Raw genomic sequence first — 16,081 nt, 5'->3', positions numbered from 1 at the left:
CAATTCTCTGATGTATTTAGACATAAATAACCCCCAATGTTGGTTGTCCAACTATCGGGGGTCAGTTCAAAAGTCAGCGCCTTTTGCGTTTCTAAGAGAGATCTTATTGAACGTTCTTATTAATTGTTCTTATTAATTGTTCTTATTGATTGTTTCTATTGATCGTTCTGTTCGCGTGCAATTGCGCGGTAACCGATATCGTTACGATGGAACATACCATTCCAACTTACGGTTTTGGTTAGCTCATAAGCTCGCTGCTGCGCTTCTAGTACCGTGTTGCCTAATGCGGTGGCACACAATACGCGTCCACCATTGGTGACCACTTCACCTGCCTCATTATTGCTGGTGCCAGCATGGAAGATTTTCTCTCCTTCGACCGCGTCAGCTATTGGCAAGTTAATCACATCACCTTTGGCGTAATCGGCAGGGTAACCGCCAGCTGCCAATACAATACCGATTGAAGCGCGTGGATCCCAATGAGACTCAGCTTGATCCAATTTTTCATCAATCGCCATTAAGCACAACTCAACCAAATCGGATTGCATGCGCATCATGATAGGTTGGGTTTCTGGATCGCCAAAGCGGCAGTTGTATTCAATCACTTTTGGTGTGCCGTCGGCCATGATCATTAGGCCAGCGTATAGAAAACCAGTGTAAGGGTAACCTTCTGCATCCATGCCGCGAACGGTCGGATAAATCACTTCTTCCAGTACTCGCTGGTGGATTTCAGGTGTCACGACGGGAGCAGGCGAATAAGCCCCCATGCCGCCAGTGTTTGGACCGGTATCTTTATCGCCAACTCGTTTGTGATCTTGGCTGGTGGCCATTGGCAGTACGCTTGAACCATCGACCATCACGATAAAGCTCGCTTCTTCGCCATCTAAGAACTCTTCGATTACCACCCGGCTACCGGCTTCACCAAAGGCATTGCCAGCCAACATATCTTGAATGGCATCTTCGGCTTCTTGCAGGGTCATGGCAACAATCACGCCTTTACCTGCGGCTAAACCATCGGCTTTAACCACAATCGGAGCGCCTTTTTCGCGTACATAAGCTAGTGCAGGCTCGATTTCAGTAAAGTTAGCATAATCACCGGTTGGGATCTTATGACGGGCTAAGAAGTCCTTAGTGAATGCTTTAGAGCCTTCTAATTGCGCCGCGTCTTTGGTTGGGCCAAAGATCGGTAATTTAGCCGCGCGGAATGCATCCACCACACCAATTACCAATGGCGCTTCTGGGCCAACAATGGTCAGTTCAATGCTGTTGTTTTGGGCAAACTCGACCAAACCTTCAATGTCTTCCACGTCAATGTTGACGTTTTCTAATTTTGGCTCAAGTGCAGTGCCTGCATTACCCGGTGCAATAAACACTTTGTCTACGTCAGGATTTTGTGCCGCTTTCCAGCCTAGCGCATGTTCACGACCGCCGGCACCAATAATTAAAACATTCATTTATTTTTTCCTTTGATAGCTGCGCCCTACATCCTATTTCTGTGTCAAGTGTGCTCATTTATACTTATAAACTCCGCGCACTTTCCTTGAACTAGAATGTAGGGCTTGCTCTAAAATGAAAAATCATTAAAGGGTATTTGTTACCCTAACTTTATAAAATAGTATTGAGTCTTTTTTCAAAATAATTGGGAGTGCTAACAAGGCGACAATCGAGCTTATCCCTATGAGCATAGCTCGCTATGTGATTAGGGTAAGCGAGGGCAGTCAACGCCGTTACCCCCCAATTATAAAATCCAGTTTACTCAAAATAGTTGATGTTGTGGCTAGGCAACAATTGAGCTCATTCTCGGGAGCATAGCTCGCTCTGTGACCGAGGTGAGCGAAAGCCGTTAACAACGCCACAGCACCCAATATGCAGAGTTAAATTAGTGACGGAAATGACGCATCCCAGTAAAGATCATCGCCATGCCATGCTCATCGGCTGCATCCACAATCTCTTGGTCACGCATCGAGCCACCCGGTTGGATCACGCATTTAATGCCGGCTTCGGCTGCCGCATCGATACCATCACGGAATGGGAAGAACGCATCCGATGCCATCACACAACCTTCAACCACTAAACCTTCATCGGCGGCTTTAATGCCGGCGATTTTAGCGGAATAAACGCGGCTCATTTGGCCTGCACCGACACCGATAGTCATATCACCTTTCGCGTATACAATCGCGTTTGATTTCACGTACTTCGCCACTTTCCAGCAAAATAGTGCATCTTTTAATTCTTCGGCGCTAGGTTGACGTTTCGACATCACTTTTAAGTCGTCAAGTCCAACCATACCTTGGTCACGGTCTTGAACTAGCAAGCCACCATTGACTCGTTTGATGTCGAATTCAGTGGTTTTGCTGTTCCATTGGCCACATTCAAGTAGACGAACGTTTTTCTTCGCTTCAACAATTTTAATCGCTTCAGCAGAAACGCTTGGCGCAATGATCACTTCAACGAACTGACGCTCCACAATCGCTTGAGCCGTTGCGGCATCAAGTTCTTGGTTGAAAGCAATAATGCCGCCAAATGCCGAGGTTGGATCAGTTTGGTAAGCACGGTTGTAAGCTTCTAAAATGTCCTTACCTAGCGCCACACCACAAGGGTTGGCATGCTTAACAATCACACAAGCAGGTTCATTGAATTCTTTCACACACTCAAGCGCAGAATCGGTATCCGCGATGTTGTTGTAAGACAGAGCTTTACCTTGGATTTGACGTGCAGTTGAAACAGAGGCTTCTTGAGCGGCTTTTTCTACATAGAAAGCGGCGGCTTGGTGGCTGTTTTCGCCATAACGCATATCTTGTTTTTTCTCGAACTGTTGATTAAACGTGCGAGGGAATTTGCTTTCGTCGTCGCCTTCTTTATTGTCTCCGTAAGAAGGAACCATAGTGCCGAAGTAGTTCGCGATCATGCCATCGTAAGCAGCAGTGTGCTCAAACGCGGCAATGGCCAAATCGAAACGAGTTTCTAAAGTAAGCGAATTGTCGTGAGCGTCCATTTCACTGATCACGCGAGAGTAATCGTGCGCGTTAACCACAATAGTCACATCTTTATGGTTTTTAGCCGCAGAACGCACCATAGTGGGTCCGCCGATATCGATATTCTCTACCGCATCCGCTAGCGTACAACCTTGTTTAGCAACGGTTTCAGCAAATGGGTAAAGGTTCACCACTACGATATCAATCGGTTTGATGCCGTGGGTTTCCATAATGGCTTCGTCAGTACCGCGACGACCCAATACACCACCGTGAACTTTCGGGTGTAGGGTTTTTACACGGCCATCCATCATTTCAGGGAAACCTGTGTAATCAGACACTTCAGTTGCGGTGATACCACTATCTTGCAATAGTTTGAACGTGCCACCTGTGGATAGGATTTCGACATCACGTTGAACCAGCGATTGAGCGAATTCAACAATACCAGTTTTATCAGAAACGCTGATTAGAGCGCGACGAATTGGGCGAGCGTTTTGCATGGCTTCCATATTCCTTAAATCATGAATTTAAAACAAAGAAAGATATTTGCCAAAGTGATGCTTGTGACTGCAATGGAATCTAGCTCGATCACCGTCAAATGGACCACTTTGGTAAATACCTTTTCGCAACCTTTGACTGCGAACGTGGGCTATATCAATCCAAGATTTGATGGCGCACATTCTAACGAACTTCTGATCAAAAAGCTCGCGCAATCGTTTGGCTTTTTATTTTTATGGTTAAACTTAAGCAATAACAATAGTGTTGAAGCTGGCTTGATTAATCACCTTTGAATAAATCACGGAAGAAATGCCCTGTGCTTTTGGCGGCATCACGGGTGTTGTGACCAATGTCGGTGGCAGTTTGTTTGGTCTCATTTTTGACTTGTTGCTGCTCTTGTTTGCTTGAGCAAGCGCCTAATGCCAATACGATAAAAAACAAAGATATAAATTTAATGCGCATTAATACTGATCCTTATTATCAGGGAAATTCAGTCAGAATAGCGCTAAATGCACTTGCTGTTAAGGCGGTTAAGCGGAGCCTCTTAGCAGTAATGACGGTTTTATGTGAATACTTTGTCTTGGTGCGAGCGGTGTCGTAAGTTTTCGAGCCATTAATTTAGCAGTTTGATAGCCAATTTCCTCTGTTGGGGTGTGGATCATACTTAATGCTGGGCGGGTGAGTTCGGTTTCTGGTGCATTATCAAAGCCTAATAAAGCCACTTGTTGGCCAATGTAGTTATCTTGTCCTATGCTTTTACCTGCCAATTGCGCTCCATATAAAGCCCCAATCGCAGTGGCTGGGCGATGGCATAAAATAGCGGTAATTTTAGGGTGTTTGTTGAGCAATTGATGGGTAACCTCAACCGCCGATGCTTGGCTTAAGCTGCATTCTACGATCCAATCATTTTTAAAGGGTAAGCCGTATTGCATCAAAGTCGAGCAATAACCGCCAATGCGTTCGGCGCGAGTCAGGGATTCGCCACCACCACCCACATACGCAATATGACGGTGACCTTGGGCGATCAAATGCTCGGTCGCCATTTTTGCCGCCAGAGTGTTATCTGGGCCGACATAATCAATATCTGCGCCGGTTTCGGAGCGCGCAATGCTGATCACTGGAATATTGGCTTGGTGGATCAAATCCAAACTGGCGTTAATTGCTTCGCGAACCGGAGATAAAATAATACCCGCGACACCTTGTTGGATCATCGATTGAATGCACTGCAATTGTTTCTCTTTGCTATTACCCGATTGAGCTAAAAACAACATGTAACCTTGACGTTCGAGTTGGTCGCTAATGCCAGAGGTGATCCCCATATAAAACGGGTCGGTGATGTCTCGCACTACTAAGCCGATTAAATTGGATTGGTGAGAACGTAAATTCGCCGCAGCGGTGTTGCGCACATAATTGAGCGCTTCAATCGCATGATTGACCTTGGTGATTGTCGCGTCAGAAATTCTGCCTTTACCGCTTAATACCAAAGAGACGGTGGAGACAGAAACGCCAGCGTATTTAGCAACATCAGTTATTTTGGCTTTTTTTATGTCCATGCTTGGGTAATGATTCTTTAATATTGGTCTGAAAAGGTCGATTCTTTTAGCTCGATCACAAAACCAAATGATGATTGTTTTTAAGCCAGAGTTCCGTGATCAAAGCGGAAAAAAAAATAGATAAAACGTTTTATCCTGCGCCACATAGTAATGAGATACAGATTTAAAGCCACACAGCAGTGCTGATATTGAACATCAGATTCGAATCGGCATTTTTTATGCTTAATTTGATAAAACGTTTTATCAACTATTTTTTGAAATATTGTCAGGGGTGACAAACCATGTCTAAAGCACAGAAAAAAACCACAATTTGGGAGTTTTTCCAGAGTCTTGGGAAAACCTTTATGCTGCCGGTCGCGCTATTGGCGTTCTCGGGTATTTTACTTGGGATCGGCAGTTCTTTGTCGAGCGCAGCGGTAAAAGAGAGCCTGCCTTTCCTTGATAACTTTGTTCTGCAATTAATCTTTATGTGGATGACCAAAATTGGTCTAGTCGCATTTGTTTACTTGCCAGTGATGTTTGCGGTTGCGATTCCGCTAGGTCTTGCGCGTGAAGAGAAAGGCGTAGCCGCATTTGCCGGTTTTGTGGGTTTTTCTGCCATGAACTTGTCGGTCAACTTCTACTTAACGGTCGCGGGCGTACTAGGCAATCCAACATTAGAAAAAGCTTACAGCGTCAGTTCGGTAATTGGTACTCAATCAATTGATACTGGTATTTTAGGCGCAGTGATCGTCGGTATTATCGTGGCGAAACTGCATGCCCGTTTTTACACTTATAAGATGCCAGATGCGTTGGCTTTCTTTGGCGGCGCGCGTTTTGTTCCTATCATCACCGCTTTAGTATTAGGTATTGTTGGTCTTATTGTTCCTATCGTATGGCCATATTTTGCGATGGGGATTAATGGTATCGGGTCGGTCATCTCTCATTCTGGTCCATTTGGTCCGTTCTTATTTGGTACTGGTGAGCGCTTACTATTGCCATTTGGCTTGCACCATATACTGGTAGCACTGATTCGCTTTACCGAAGCGGGCGGTACTTTCCAAGTGTGTGGTAATGAAGTGAACGGCGCATTGAATATTTTCTACGCCCAATTATCTTGCCCAACGGTGACCCATTTTGATCCACAAGCCACCGCTTTCTTATCGCAAGGTAAAATGCCAACCTTCTTAGGGGGGCTGCCTGGCGCGGCATTGGCAATGTACCATTGTGCTCGCCCTGAAAATCGCGGCAAAGTAAAAGCATTGCTACTGTCAGGTGTGGTGGCGTGTATTGTCGGTGGTATCACCGAGCCACTAGAATTCTTATTCTTGTTTGTGTCTCCAGTGTTGTTCTTTGTCCACGCTATCATGACCGGTTTAGGCTTTATGGTGATGGGTTTACTTGGCGTCACTATAGGTAATACCGACGGTAACATTATCGACTTCTTGATCTTCGGCGTGCTGCAAGGCACCAAAACAGAATGGTACTTAGTTCCGTTAGTGGCCGCAGTTTGGTTTGCGATGTACTACGGCGTGTTCCGCTTTGCCATTACCCGCTTCAACTTGAAAACTCCTGGTCGTGAAGCAGAAACCAATGAAGAGTTGGCGTTTGTGGCAGAGTCTGGCGATAAAACCTTAAGCTATAAAGGCGACATTATTTTGGCCGCTCTTGGTGGTACTGCCAATATCACATCACTTGATAACTGTATTACTCGCCTACGGATGTCGGTTGAAGATATGAGCCTAGTCAATGATGCCGTTCTTAAAGCCAATGGCGCATTGGGTGTAGTGAAGCTTGATGAAAATAACCTACAAGTGGTGATTGGTCCGCAAGTGCATATGGTGAAAAACGAAATGCAATCTTTGATGAAAGGATAAGCCGCTAAAGTCAGAGCTAGAATCATACTTTAGCTCTGACTTACTATTCCTACAGAAGTAACATTATAAGCGATCAATATTGAGCATAGAGAAAAGTGTAAAAGGTCATGGATGGGACAGCGTCTTTTTGGCATGTTCAAATTGCTCGGTGTTAATTGGTATGGTTATTAGTGACCGTTTTAACTTTTTAACTTTTTAACTTTTTGATTTTTTTGTTCAGAGGTAAGTATGTTTGATTTTTCCAAAGTGGTGGATCGCCACGGCACTTTTTGCACTCAATGGGATTATGTTGAAGACCGTTTTGGTCATGCCGATTTATTGCCTTTTACTATCTCTGATATGGATTTTGAAACTGCGCCTTGTGTGTTGCAAGCCGTCAAAACCAGAATGGAACATGGTGTACTCGGCTACAGTCGTTGGAATCATGCTGAGTTTAAATCTGCAGTAACAGGATGGTTTGCGAAGCGTTATCAAGCGAAATTAGACAATGAGGCTTTGGTGTATGGTCCTTCGGTGATCTACATTATTTCGCAACTTATCCAACAATGGAGTCAACCGGGTGACGGTGTGTTAGTGCACACTCCGGCTTACGATGCCTTTAACAATATGCTGTCGGCTAACTATCGGCAAATGCTGACCAGTCCATTGCTTAAAGTAAATGGCAGCTATGAGATTGATTGGCCGCAGTTTGAAGCTCAAGTAGCATTACCACAATGTAAAATATTATTATTATGCAGCCCGCAAAATCCGACTGGACGAGTGTGGACTAAAAAAGAACTTAAACGAATAGCGGATATTTGCCAGCGCCATAAAGTTAAAGTGATCTCCGATGATATCCACATGGACATGGCATTTGAGCGCTACATTCCCTGGTCTGAAGTCGCGCTTGATTCACAATGGGCCTTGGTCAGTTCCGGTTCTAAATCGTTTAATATCCCAGCCTTAACGGGGGCGTATGCGTTTATTCCTGATGCGGATAATCGAGAAGCGTACCTTACTCAACTAAAAGCGGCGCATGGTTTGTCATCACCGTCTATTTTAGGGGTGATTGCCCATATCTCTGCTTACCAGCAAGGCGATGAATGGCTGGACGCACTCAAAACCTATCTGCATAGCAACTTAACTTATGTGGCAGAGCGTTTAAAATCTGAAGTGCCACAGTTGAATTATCAAGCCCCCCAAGGCACCTATTTGGCGTGGCTCGACTTGAATCCACTCAATATTGATATGGATGAACTGCAACGAATTTTGATCGAGGATTATAAAGTTGCCATTATGCGTGGCGATACCTATGGCAAAGAAGGCGAAGGTTATATTCGCTTAAATGTCGGTTGCCCGCTTAGCAAAGTCGAAACTGGAATCAATGCCTTAATAGGTGCGATTAAGCAGTTAATGCACAAGCAATTAACCCAGTAGCAATCAATAAACTAGCGGCAAAGGAAAAGATGATGGCTTGGATGGATAAGCTCAAAGCAAAATTGAATAGCGTGTCAGAGCAACAAGATTTTAGTTACTTAACTACGCTACCGGATGCTGAGTTAAAGGCGTTAACCACCGATGGCGAATCTAAAGCTGAAAAACATGCCGCACAACAAGAATTATTGAGAAGGGCGCTGAAGGGAAAGTGAAGCTTGATTGATATTCATCGACAAAAAAACCGCATCCAATGAATGCGGTTTTTTAGGGTTTCATTAAGCGTAATGCTTAGTTCATGCCGTATTTCTTAAGTTTCTTGCGCAGCGTACCGCGGTTGATACCCATCATGTTTGCAGCGCGAGTTTGGTTACCGCGAGTGTATTGCATAACCATATCAAGCATTGGTTGCTCAACTTCTGCTAGTACTAATTCGTATAATTCAGTCACGTCTTGGCCGTTTAATTGCGCAAGATAGTTTTTTAAAGACGCTTTTACAGAGTCACGTAGTGGTTTCTGTGTGATTTGGTCTTGTGATGTAACAGTCGTAACTGTTAGTGGTTCTGAAGTCAGGTTTTGTTCGAACATAATTAGTCTTAGCTCTTTTTTTGATAGTTATAATGCAACGTATACCCGTCGTATTTGAAGCTGCAGCGTTGTTGACGGCATTCACTCACCCTAATCACATAGACGAGCTATGTTCATAGGGCTTCGTTCACTTGTCGCTTAGCTGCAAGAGTTTAAATACTCTTGGTATAAAAATAATTTCTCAGCACATCAAGTTGCTGATCGGCATCCTCGATGGCATTGAAAGCACGGCGGAAGTCACCCGCTAGGTCATGTTCTTTTAGATACCAACCCACATGCTTACGAGCAATGCGAGGGCCTAGAAACTCACCATAAAATTCATGGAGGGCTTGAACGTGACCAATAAGAATCGCTTGCACTTCTTCTGTTGGAAGCGGTGGCAAGTGTTCTCCCGTGGTTAAAAAATGTTGGATTTGATTAAAAATCCACGGCTTACCTTGGGCAGGTCTGCCTATCATTAGAGCGTCGGCACCAGTGTAATCCAGAACATATTTGGCTTTTTCTGGGCTATCAATATCACCGTTAGCAATAACAGGAATAGAAATAGCGCGTTTGACCGCTCTAATGCTGTCGTATTCTGCGTCACCTTTGTACATGCAGGCTTTGGTTCTCCCATGGAGTGCCAGTGCTTGTATGCCACATTGTTCGGCCATTTTCGCAACATCAACACAGTTCTTATTGTCTGTGTCCCATCCTGTGCGCGTTTTAAGTGTCACGGGGACATCAACTGCTTTAACTACCGCAGTGAGAATTTGTTCAATTATCTCTGGGTATTGCAGTAACGCGGAGCCTGCGAGTTTCTTATTTACTTTTTTGGCTGGGCAACCCATGTTGATGTCGATGATTTGCGCACCGTTTTCAACACTAATTTGCGCAGCATGTGCCATTAGTTGTGGGTCGGCTCCTGCAATTTGTACACTGCGAATGCCCGATTCGCCTTCATGTACCATGCGTTGAAGCGACTTGGCGGTGTTCCAAACTTTGGGGTTAGAGGACATCATTTCACTGACGGCCATTCCTGCCCCATACCGAAGACACAATTCACGAAACGGTCTATCGGTTACACCAGCCATCGGTGCCACGATTAAGTTGTTCGGTAATTGATAGTGTCCGATCTTCAAAACAACACCTCTATTCTTTGCTCTTTACTAGGGCTTCTGGTGGATGCTCTAGCGCCAATTACATCGAATATAGTTCTATTAGCAAGGGCGCGCATTTTACGCATTTTTTCGGGGCGTGAAAAGACTAATATTTGAGCATTTGGCAAATATTTTCGCAAATTGCCTATTTTTCAGTCGATTACCCCCGAATTTGAATTTTAATTCTTTTGCGCTGTGTAATTAATCAGGCTTTTTTTGTCCTGAGACGCGGCACCACTCTTGTTGCGAGATAATTGGGTCTAAATTGAATTGTTCGGCGTAATAGGTCGCAACGTCTTCGGCTTGTGAATCTAAGATGCCGGACATGGCCAAGAAACCACTTGGTTTGACTAAGCTTGAGATAACACCTGAAAGCTCGCGTAATGGCCCTGCAAGGATGTTTGCTACCACTACATCAGCAATTAAGCCTTCTGGTTGGTCTTGCGGTAGGAACAGTTCAAGTTGGTCGGCAACATCATTGCGTTTGGCATTTTCAATTGAGGCAACAATCGCTTGTGGATCGATATCAATACCAATTACTTTCGCTGCGCCGAGTTTAATCGCTGCGATAGCTAAAATGCCAGAACCACAACCAAAGTCGATCACGGTTTTGCCTTTAAGGTCGAGCCCGTCTAACCATTCTAAACAGACAGCAGTGGTAGGGTGGGTACCAGTACCAAATGCCAAGCCCGGATCGAGCATCACATTAACAGCGGTTGGATCGGGTACATCACGCCAGCTTGGGCAAATCCATAAACGCTCACCAAATTGCATTGGGTGGAAGTTGTCCATCCATTCACGTTCCCAGTCTTTATCTTCAATCTGTTCTACTTTATGGGCAAAATCCGCCGCGAGCATATTGCTGGCTTTGATTTGACTAAGAACTAACTGAGTGTCAATTTCTGCATCGTACAGCGCTAAGATATCAGTCTCGCCCCATAAACGTGTTTCACCAGGTAGTGGCTCAAAAATCGGGGTGTCTTTAGCGTCAAGGAAAGTGACCGACAGTGCGCCAGTATCTTCCATTAACATGTCACCAATCGCTTCTGCGTTGGCTTTGGTAGCATTAAGTTTAATTTGGATCCAAGGCATGATGAACTCACTTGTTGGTTGAGTGGTACCCTTTTTTATGGGTATATTAATGATTAAAAGCCCCGTCATCCCGTACATGAGCCGAAGCGAAGAAGATACGGGATCTCGCTTTTATAGTCACAATGCAACTTAAAGCGAGATTCCGGATAACTCGTTCCTCGTTTGCGGAATGACGGTAAAAAACATCGTCACCCTGTGTATGAGCATTTCTAAAATGACGGAGCCGCTATTTATTGCGTTATTATTCTTAGGTAATTACTCGTGAAGCAATTATACGGGCTAATATAGCTTATGTGGCTGTTGGTTATCTGAAATAGTCGTTTTATTTTTATCATTTGGCTTGAGTTTGCTGCCAATAATAAAGGCGATTAACCCCAAGGCGAGGCTCGGTACGATGGCGTGTACACCTGCCATATCCGGTTTTAAGGTACTAATCGCAATATAACTGACGAGTCCTGTCAGCATAGAAGCAAATGCTCCGGTAGCCGAGGCATTTTTCCAGTAAAGCCCTAAAACTAACGGCCAAAGAAATACCGACTGTAAACTGCCGAATGCCAATAAGTTAAGCCAGATGATCATATCCGGTGGATTTAATGCGGCCACAAACACTAAGGCCGAGAAAATACCGGTTACCCATAACGATAGCTTCGGTAGGGTCTTTTCGGCGGCTTCCCCTTCGGCAATCGATGGATTGATGTAGTTGATGTACAAATCTTTTAATAACGTGGCCGAGGCTTGGATCAATTGTGAATCAATCGTCGACATAATTGCCGCCATGGGACCGGCTAAGAAAATTCCGGCCACCACTGGTGGTAATACCGTGATCATTAAGGTCGGCATGATTTGATCTGGGTTGGCAATATCCGGCACGATGGCGCGGCCAAATGCGCCCGCCAGATGCATGCCAAACATCAGCAAGGCAACCATAATCGTGCTTACCACCATGGCTTTATGCAGTGAGGCGCTGTCCTTGTAGGCCATGCAGCGTACTGCAGCATGAGGCAGACCAATCACACCAAAGCAGACCAAGATCCAAAAACTGAGCATAAAGGGCTGACTTAAAAAATGATTGGGTCCGTAAGGGGTGACTAAAGCCGGATCGATATGATGCATTTTGGTCACAATTTCACCGATACTGCCGCCGGCGTGAACAATGCCAATCAGTAGCGCAATGGTGCCGATGATCATCATGATGCCTTGCAAGGTGTCGGTCATCACTACCGCGCGAAAACCGCCAATGGTGGTGTACAAACCAACTGTAATAGCAAACAACATCAAACCATGAGTGTAAGATAATCCGGTGACGGTTTGCAGTAGGCGAGCGCCACCAACAAACTGCACTACCATAGTGCCAAAAAAGGCCAGTAATAATGCCAAGGAGGCAAAGATCACTACCCCTCGGTTTTGATAACGGGCATACAACATATCATTCAAAGTCAGGGCGTTATGTTTACGGGCTTCAATCGCAAACTTCTTGCCTAATACGCCTAGCGTTAACCAGCTAGCAGGCAATTGGATCATGGCAAGCAAAACCCAACCTAACCCCATGGTATACGCGGCACCGGGACCACCGATAAACGAGCTGGCGCTGGCATAAGTGGCGGCAAGGGTCATGGCAAGCACAAAGCCTCCCATACTACGGCCACCCATTAAGTATTCGTTTAAAAAACCTTGTTTATTGGTGTTGCGTCCACTCCAATACGCCAAAGCAAATACCGCGCATAAGTAGATGACTAATGGGATAAGAATTTGATTATTCATGCTGGTCTTCTTGTGCTGTCGAGCTTTGCGCTTGTGGGTCAGGCTCTATTTCTAATGACATATCCTGATAGATCCATTTTACCATGGCGGCGCACAATAAAGTGAATACGATAGGGCCGACGATGCAAGCCATTAAAAACCATAATGGAAAGCCGAAATAGAGGGTTGGCATTGCTTGAATATTATCGGCAGCTGGAGCCAAGCCGTAAGCAGAAAGGTACCACCAAACAAAATAAGCCAACGCTAAGCCAACGGCCCATTTGGCTTCTTTATGCGCTTGTTGATAACGCGCCGAGAGTGTTTTCATGGTTGGAGAACCTTTATGACAAAAGTGAGGGATGGAAAAGGCGGCTATTTTTACAAACAATGAAGAGAAAGACAAATAAAGGGCGAGCTTTAATTTCCCTAAGTGCCGATGGAGCATTTCAACAACTTGTCGCAAGCAAGGATCCTAGTGAGATTGAAGCCAATAAAAAAGCGAACCCGATAAAGAGTTCGCTTTTTTTGCTTCTTATGAGGCTTTAATTGTAACTACTAAAGCCTAACGTTCAGCGCTATTTATTGCATTCCAAGTTTCTTCTCAAGGTAGTGAATATTGGCACCACCATGTTGGAAGTTTTCATCGTTCATGATGATAAATTGCAGAGGAATGTTTGTCTTGATGCCATCAATGATGGTTTCGCCTAAGGCATTCTTCATACGAGCAATCGCCACGTCACGGTTTTCACCGAATGTGATCAATTTACCAATCATTGAATCGTAATGTGGCGGTACAGTATAACCAGCATACACATGTGATTCCCAACGAACGCCCATGCCACCAGGTGGGTGGAAGTGGTCGATTTTACCTGGGCAAGGTAGGAAGCGAACCGGATCTTCAGCATTGATACGACATTCAATCGCATGGCCACGGATCTTAATATCATCTTGAGTAAACGATAATGGTTGGCCAGCAGCAATACGCAATTGCTCTTTGATCAAATCAATACCAGTTACCATTTCGGTTACTGGGTGCTCAACCTGAATACGGGTATTCATTTCAATAAAGTAGAACTCGCCGTTTTCATATAGGAATTCAAAAGTACCTGCGCCACGATAGTTGATCTCGATACAAGCACGAGTACAGCGCTCACCAATGTATTTACGCATTTCTTCAGTAATACCTGGTGCTGGAGCTTCTTCCACCACTTTTTGGTGACGACGTTGCATAGAACAATCGCGCTCACCTAAGTGGATTGCGCCACCTTGACCATCAGCTAATACTTGAACTTCAATGTGACGTGGGTTTTCAAGGTATTTCTCCATGTAAACCATATCGTTATTGAAGAACGATTTTGCTTCAGAGCGTGTCATTGCAATGGCTTCAACCAGATCAGAATCTTTATGAACCACGCGCATACCACGACCGCCGCCGCCGCCAGAGGCTTTGATGATCACTGGGTAACCAATGCGTTTAGCAAAAGCACGGTTACGAGCATCATCATCGTCCAATGGACCATCAGAACCAGGTACACAAGGTACTCCGGCTTTTTTCATTGCGGTAATAGCTGATACTTTGTCGCCCATTAAGCGAATGGTTTCCGCTTTAGGACCAACAAAAACAAAACCTGATTGTTCAACTTGCTCAGCAAAGTCAGCGTTTTCAGAGAGAAAACCGTAGCCTGGGTGAATGGCTACTGCGCCAGTCACTTCTGCCGCCGCAATGATGCGAGGAACATTGAGGTAACTGTCGGTGCTGCGAGCTGGACCAATACAAATGGTTTCATCTGCCAGCAATACGTGTTTTAAATCACGGTCAGCGGTTGAGTGAATAGCAACGGTTTTGATGCCTAATTCTTTACATGCGCGAAGAATACGGAGGGCAATTTCACCTCGGTTCGCGATGACTAATTTATCTAGCATTTATTTTGCCTCTTAAATCGATGCGACTATTCAATAATAACAAGTGGTTGATCAAATTCGATCGCTTGGCCATCTTCGGCTAGGATTGCTTTGATCACTCCTGATTTGTCGGCTTCAATTTGGTTCATCATTTTCATTGCTTCAACGATACAGATGGTTTGACCCGCTTCTACCGTTTGGCCGATTTCGATGAAAGATTTAGCTTCAGGGCTTGGTGAGCGGTAGAAAGTACCGACCATTGGTGAGAGTACTTTATGACCGGTTTCAACTGGCGCTACAGGCGCTTCAGCGATAACCGCAACTGGTGCCGCAGGGGCAGGCGTTGCAACCGGTGCTGGCGCTTGTGCATATTGAACAGGCGCAGCAGGAGCGGCTTGTGCGCTGTAACGATTGATTCGTACTGATTCTTCACCTTCAGAGATTTCAAGTTCCGCGATGCCAGATTCTTCAACTAGCTCGATTAACTTTTTGATTTTGCGAATGTCCATAATAAATTCTCTATGTGTTTAATTGTTCAGTTTATAGTTGGCGTTATGACCAACCGAAGTAATGATATTGACCGCAATAGGACTGAGACTAATAGCCATCGATAGTGAGTTATGTACTCAATACCGGATGTGATTATTTCTGTGTCAGTGCCTGATAAGCCGCCGATAATGCAAATTGATAACCTTGAGCGCCTAAACCACAAATTACCCCGACCGCTTTATCGGACAGGTAAGAGTGATGGCGGAAAGGTTCTCGAGCGTGCACATTTGATAAGTGCACTTCGATAAACGGGATGTTGACCCCAAGTAGGGCATCACGTAGCGCCACGCTGGTATGAGTGAAAGCTGCTGGATTGATAATAATAAAATCAATGGTGCTATGCGCGGCATGGATCGCTTCAATCAATTCGTACTCACGATTTGATTGCAGATGAGACAGTTCAATATTCAGTTCTTGAGCTTGGGTTTCTAGATCCGAAACAATATCGGCTAAAGTGTGCGAACCATAATGAGCGGGTTCACGTAAGCCTAATAAATTTAGATTTGGGCCATTTAAGACCAGAACTCGCAAGTTTGCTGCCATCATGAAGCTAATATCCATCAAAGTGAATGTAAAATGCATCTTGTCATAAAATTGATACATTGCTAACTAAGATAGCAAAAAAAACCGAGACTGCACCAATTAATTTGCCCGATTATAGCGAAATCACAGCAAATCGCAGCAAAATACTGGTCTAATCACTTATTTTGTTTGTTTTTTGCGCGTAGGTTGATTGGTTTATGAGTAATTTGTTTGCGATTTTGAGCGGCTTCCTAAGGTCA

The 16,081-nt window shown here is 44.8% G+C and carries 15 protein-coding genes; 3 read left to right on the top strand and 12 right to left on the bottom strand.

Translation table 11 applies throughout. The annotated features are described in order from the left end of the window. Positions 1 to 155 precede the first annotated feature (155 nt). From purD to malI, 4 genes are all read right to left on the bottom strand, one after another. Positions 156 to 1,451, bottom strand: a complete 1,296-nt coding sequence (gene purD / locus HC723_RS05045; protein WP_190338407.1) for a phosphoribosylamine--glycine ligase — start codon at positions 1,449 to 1,451, stop codon at positions 156 to 158. A 425-nt stretch (positions 1,452 to 1,876) separates the two neighbouring features. Beyond that, entirely contained in the window at positions 1,877 to 3,469 is a 1,593-nt protein-coding gene (purH, locus tag HC723_RS05040; protein ID WP_190338406.1) for a bifunctional phosphoribosylaminoimidazolecarboxamide formyltransferase/IMP cyclohydrolase, read from the bottom strand. Between the two features lie 277 nt (positions 3,470 to 3,746). Beyond that, positions 3,747 to 3,929 (bottom strand): hypothetical protein, encoded by a 183-nt coding sequence (locus HC723_RS05035; protein ID WP_153445715.1) that lies wholly within the window; start codon positions 3,927 to 3,929, stop codon positions 3,747 to 3,749. A gap of 68 nt (positions 3,930 to 3,997) precedes the next feature. Continuing rightward, positions 3,998 to 5,020: a Mal regulon transcriptional regulator MalI gene (gene malI, locus HC723_RS05030; RefSeq protein WP_190338405.1), complete on the bottom strand. Its 1,023-nt coding sequence runs from the start codon at positions 5,018 to 5,020 to the stop codon at positions 3,998 to 4,000. A 281-nt stretch (positions 5,021 to 5,301) separates the two neighbouring features. Between malI and malX the strand changes: the two genes are divergently transcribed. The 3 genes from malX (at position 5,302) to HC723_RS05015 (ending at position 8,504) form a co-directional block, all read left to right on the top strand. Beyond that, complete coding sequence (gene malX, locus HC723_RS05025; protein WP_190338404.1) at positions 5,302 to 6,876, top strand: maltose/glucose-specific PTS transporter subunit IIBC; 1,575 nt, start codon at positions 5,302 to 5,304, stop codon at positions 6,874 to 6,876. A gap of 228 nt (positions 6,877 to 7,104) precedes the next feature. Then, on the top strand, positions 7,105 to 8,292 hold the full coding sequence (locus tag HC723_RS05020; RefSeq protein ID WP_190338403.1) for a MalY/PatB family protein: 1,188 nt from the start codon (positions 7,105 to 7,107) through the stop codon (positions 8,290 to 8,292). A 41-nt stretch (positions 8,293 to 8,333) separates the two neighbouring features. Beyond that, positions 8,334 to 8,504, top strand: coding sequence for a hypothetical protein (locus HC723_RS05015; RefSeq protein WP_190338402.1), 171 nt, complete (start codon positions 8,334 to 8,336; stop codon positions 8,502 to 8,504). Between the two features lie 76 nt (positions 8,505 to 8,580). On the opposite strand, the gene fis is transcribed toward HC723_RS05015, so the two are convergent. The 8 genes from fis to aroQ form a co-directional block, all read right to left on the bottom strand. Then, positions 8,581 to 8,877, bottom strand: a complete 297-nt coding sequence (fis, locus tag HC723_RS05010) for a DNA-binding transcriptional regulator Fis (RefSeq protein ID WP_017026575.1) — start codon at positions 8,875 to 8,877, stop codon at positions 8,581 to 8,583. Positions 8,878 to 9,029: 152 nt separating this feature from the next. After that, complete coding sequence (gene dusB / locus HC723_RS05005) at positions 9,030 to 9,998, bottom strand: tRNA dihydrouridine synthase DusB (protein WP_190338401.1); 969 nt, start codon at positions 9,996 to 9,998, stop codon at positions 9,030 to 9,032. A gap of 219 nt (positions 9,999 to 10,217) precedes the next feature. After that, the gene (gene prmA / locus HC723_RS05000; protein ID WP_153445725.1) at positions 10,218 to 11,108 is read right to left on the bottom strand and encodes a 50S ribosomal protein L11 methyltransferase; all 891 of its coding nucleotides are present in this window, start codon (positions 11,106 to 11,108) and stop codon (positions 10,218 to 10,220) included. A 279-nt stretch (positions 11,109 to 11,387) separates the two neighbouring features. Continuing rightward, a complete protein-coding gene (gene panF, locus HC723_RS04995) occupies positions 11,388 to 12,869 on the bottom strand; it encodes a sodium/pantothenate symporter (protein ID WP_190338400.1) in 1,482 nt (493 codons plus the stop codon). After that, positions 12,862 to 13,176: a YhdT family protein gene (locus HC723_RS04990; protein ID WP_190338399.1), complete on the bottom strand. Its 315-nt coding sequence runs from the start codon at positions 13,174 to 13,176 to the stop codon at positions 12,862 to 12,864. The genes panF and HC723_RS04990 overlap by 8 nt, the downstream gene beginning before the upstream one ends. A gap of 251 nt (positions 13,177 to 13,427) precedes the next feature. Continuing rightward, positions 13,428 to 14,771: an acetyl-CoA carboxylase biotin carboxylase subunit gene (gene accC, locus HC723_RS04985; protein ID WP_153445732.1), complete on the bottom strand. Its 1,344-nt coding sequence runs from the start codon at positions 14,769 to 14,771 to the stop codon at positions 13,428 to 13,430. Between the two features lie 26 nt (positions 14,772 to 14,797). Next, the gene (gene accB / locus HC723_RS04980) at positions 14,798 to 15,259 is read right to left on the bottom strand and encodes an acetyl-CoA carboxylase biotin carboxyl carrier protein (RefSeq protein WP_153445734.1); all 462 of its coding nucleotides are present in this window, start codon (positions 15,257 to 15,259) and stop codon (positions 14,798 to 14,800) included. Positions 15,260 to 15,392: 133 nt separating this feature from the next. Further along, positions 15,393 to 15,842, bottom strand: a complete 450-nt coding sequence (gene aroQ, locus HC723_RS04975) for a type II 3-dehydroquinate dehydratase (RefSeq protein WP_153448093.1) — start codon at positions 15,840 to 15,842, stop codon at positions 15,393 to 15,395. Positions 15,843 to 16,081 lie beyond the last annotated feature (239 nt).

The organism is Vibrio sp. S11_S32 (assembly GCF_014694465.1).
GTDB lineage: Bacteria > Pseudomonadota > Gammaproteobacteria > Enterobacterales > Vibrionaceae > Vibrio > Vibrio algicola.
The sequence above is the reverse complement of the archived record's forward strand: the minus strand, read 5'-3'. Positions and strand labels throughout refer to the sequence as shown.

Excerpts from the sequence above, each read along its gene's own strand:
- fis (WP_017026575.1), bottom strand. The coding sequence starts at position 8,877 with ATGTTCGAACAAAACCTGACTTCAGAACCACTAACAGTTACGACTGTT.
- HC723_RS05015 (WP_190338402.1), top strand. The coding sequence starts at position 8,334 with ATGGATAAGCTCAAAGCAAAATTGAATAGCGTGTCAGAGCAACAAGAT.
- accC (WP_153445732.1), bottom strand. The coding sequence starts at position 14,771 with ATGCTAGATAAATTAGTCATCGCGAACCGAGGTGAAATTGCCCTCCGT.
- prmA (WP_153445725.1), bottom strand. The coding sequence starts at position 11,108 with ATGCCTTGGATCCAAATTAAACTTAATGCTACCAAAGCCAACGCAGAA.
- malX (WP_190338404.1), top strand. The coding sequence starts at position 5,302 with ATGTCTAAAGCACAGAAAAAAACCACAATTTGGGAGTTTTTCCAGAGT.
- aroQ (WP_153448093.1), bottom strand. The coding sequence starts at position 15,842 with ATGGCAGCAAACTTGCGAGTTCTGGTCTTAAATGGCCCAAATCTAAAT.
- HC723_RS04990 (WP_190338399.1), bottom strand. The coding sequence starts at position 13,176 with ATGAAAACACTCTCGGCGCGTTATCAACAAGCGCATAAAGAAGCCAAA.
- purD (WP_190338407.1), bottom strand. The coding sequence starts at position 1,451 with ATGAATGTTTTAATTATTGGTGCCGGCGGTCGTGAACATGCGCTAGGC.
- HC723_RS05020 (WP_190338403.1), top strand. The coding sequence starts at position 7,105 with ATGTTTGATTTTTCCAAAGTGGTGGATCGCCACGGCACTTTTTGCACT.
- HC723_RS05035 (WP_153445715.1), bottom strand. The coding sequence starts at position 3,929 with ATGCGCATTAAATTTATATCTTTGTTTTTTATCGTATTGGCATTAGGC.
- panF (WP_190338400.1), bottom strand. The coding sequence starts at position 12,869 with ATGAATAATCAAATTCTTATCCCATTAGTCATCTACTTATGCGCGGTA.
- accB (WP_153445734.1), bottom strand. The coding sequence starts at position 15,259 with ATGGACATTCGCAAAATCAAAAAGTTAATCGAGCTAGTTGAAGAATCT.
- malI (WP_190338405.1), bottom strand. The coding sequence starts at position 5,020 with ATGGACATAAAAAAAGCCAAAATAACTGATGTTGCTAAATACGCTGGC.
- purH (WP_190338406.1), bottom strand. The coding sequence starts at position 3,469 with ATGCAAAACGCTCGCCCAATTCGTCGCGCTCTAATCAGCGTTTCTGAT.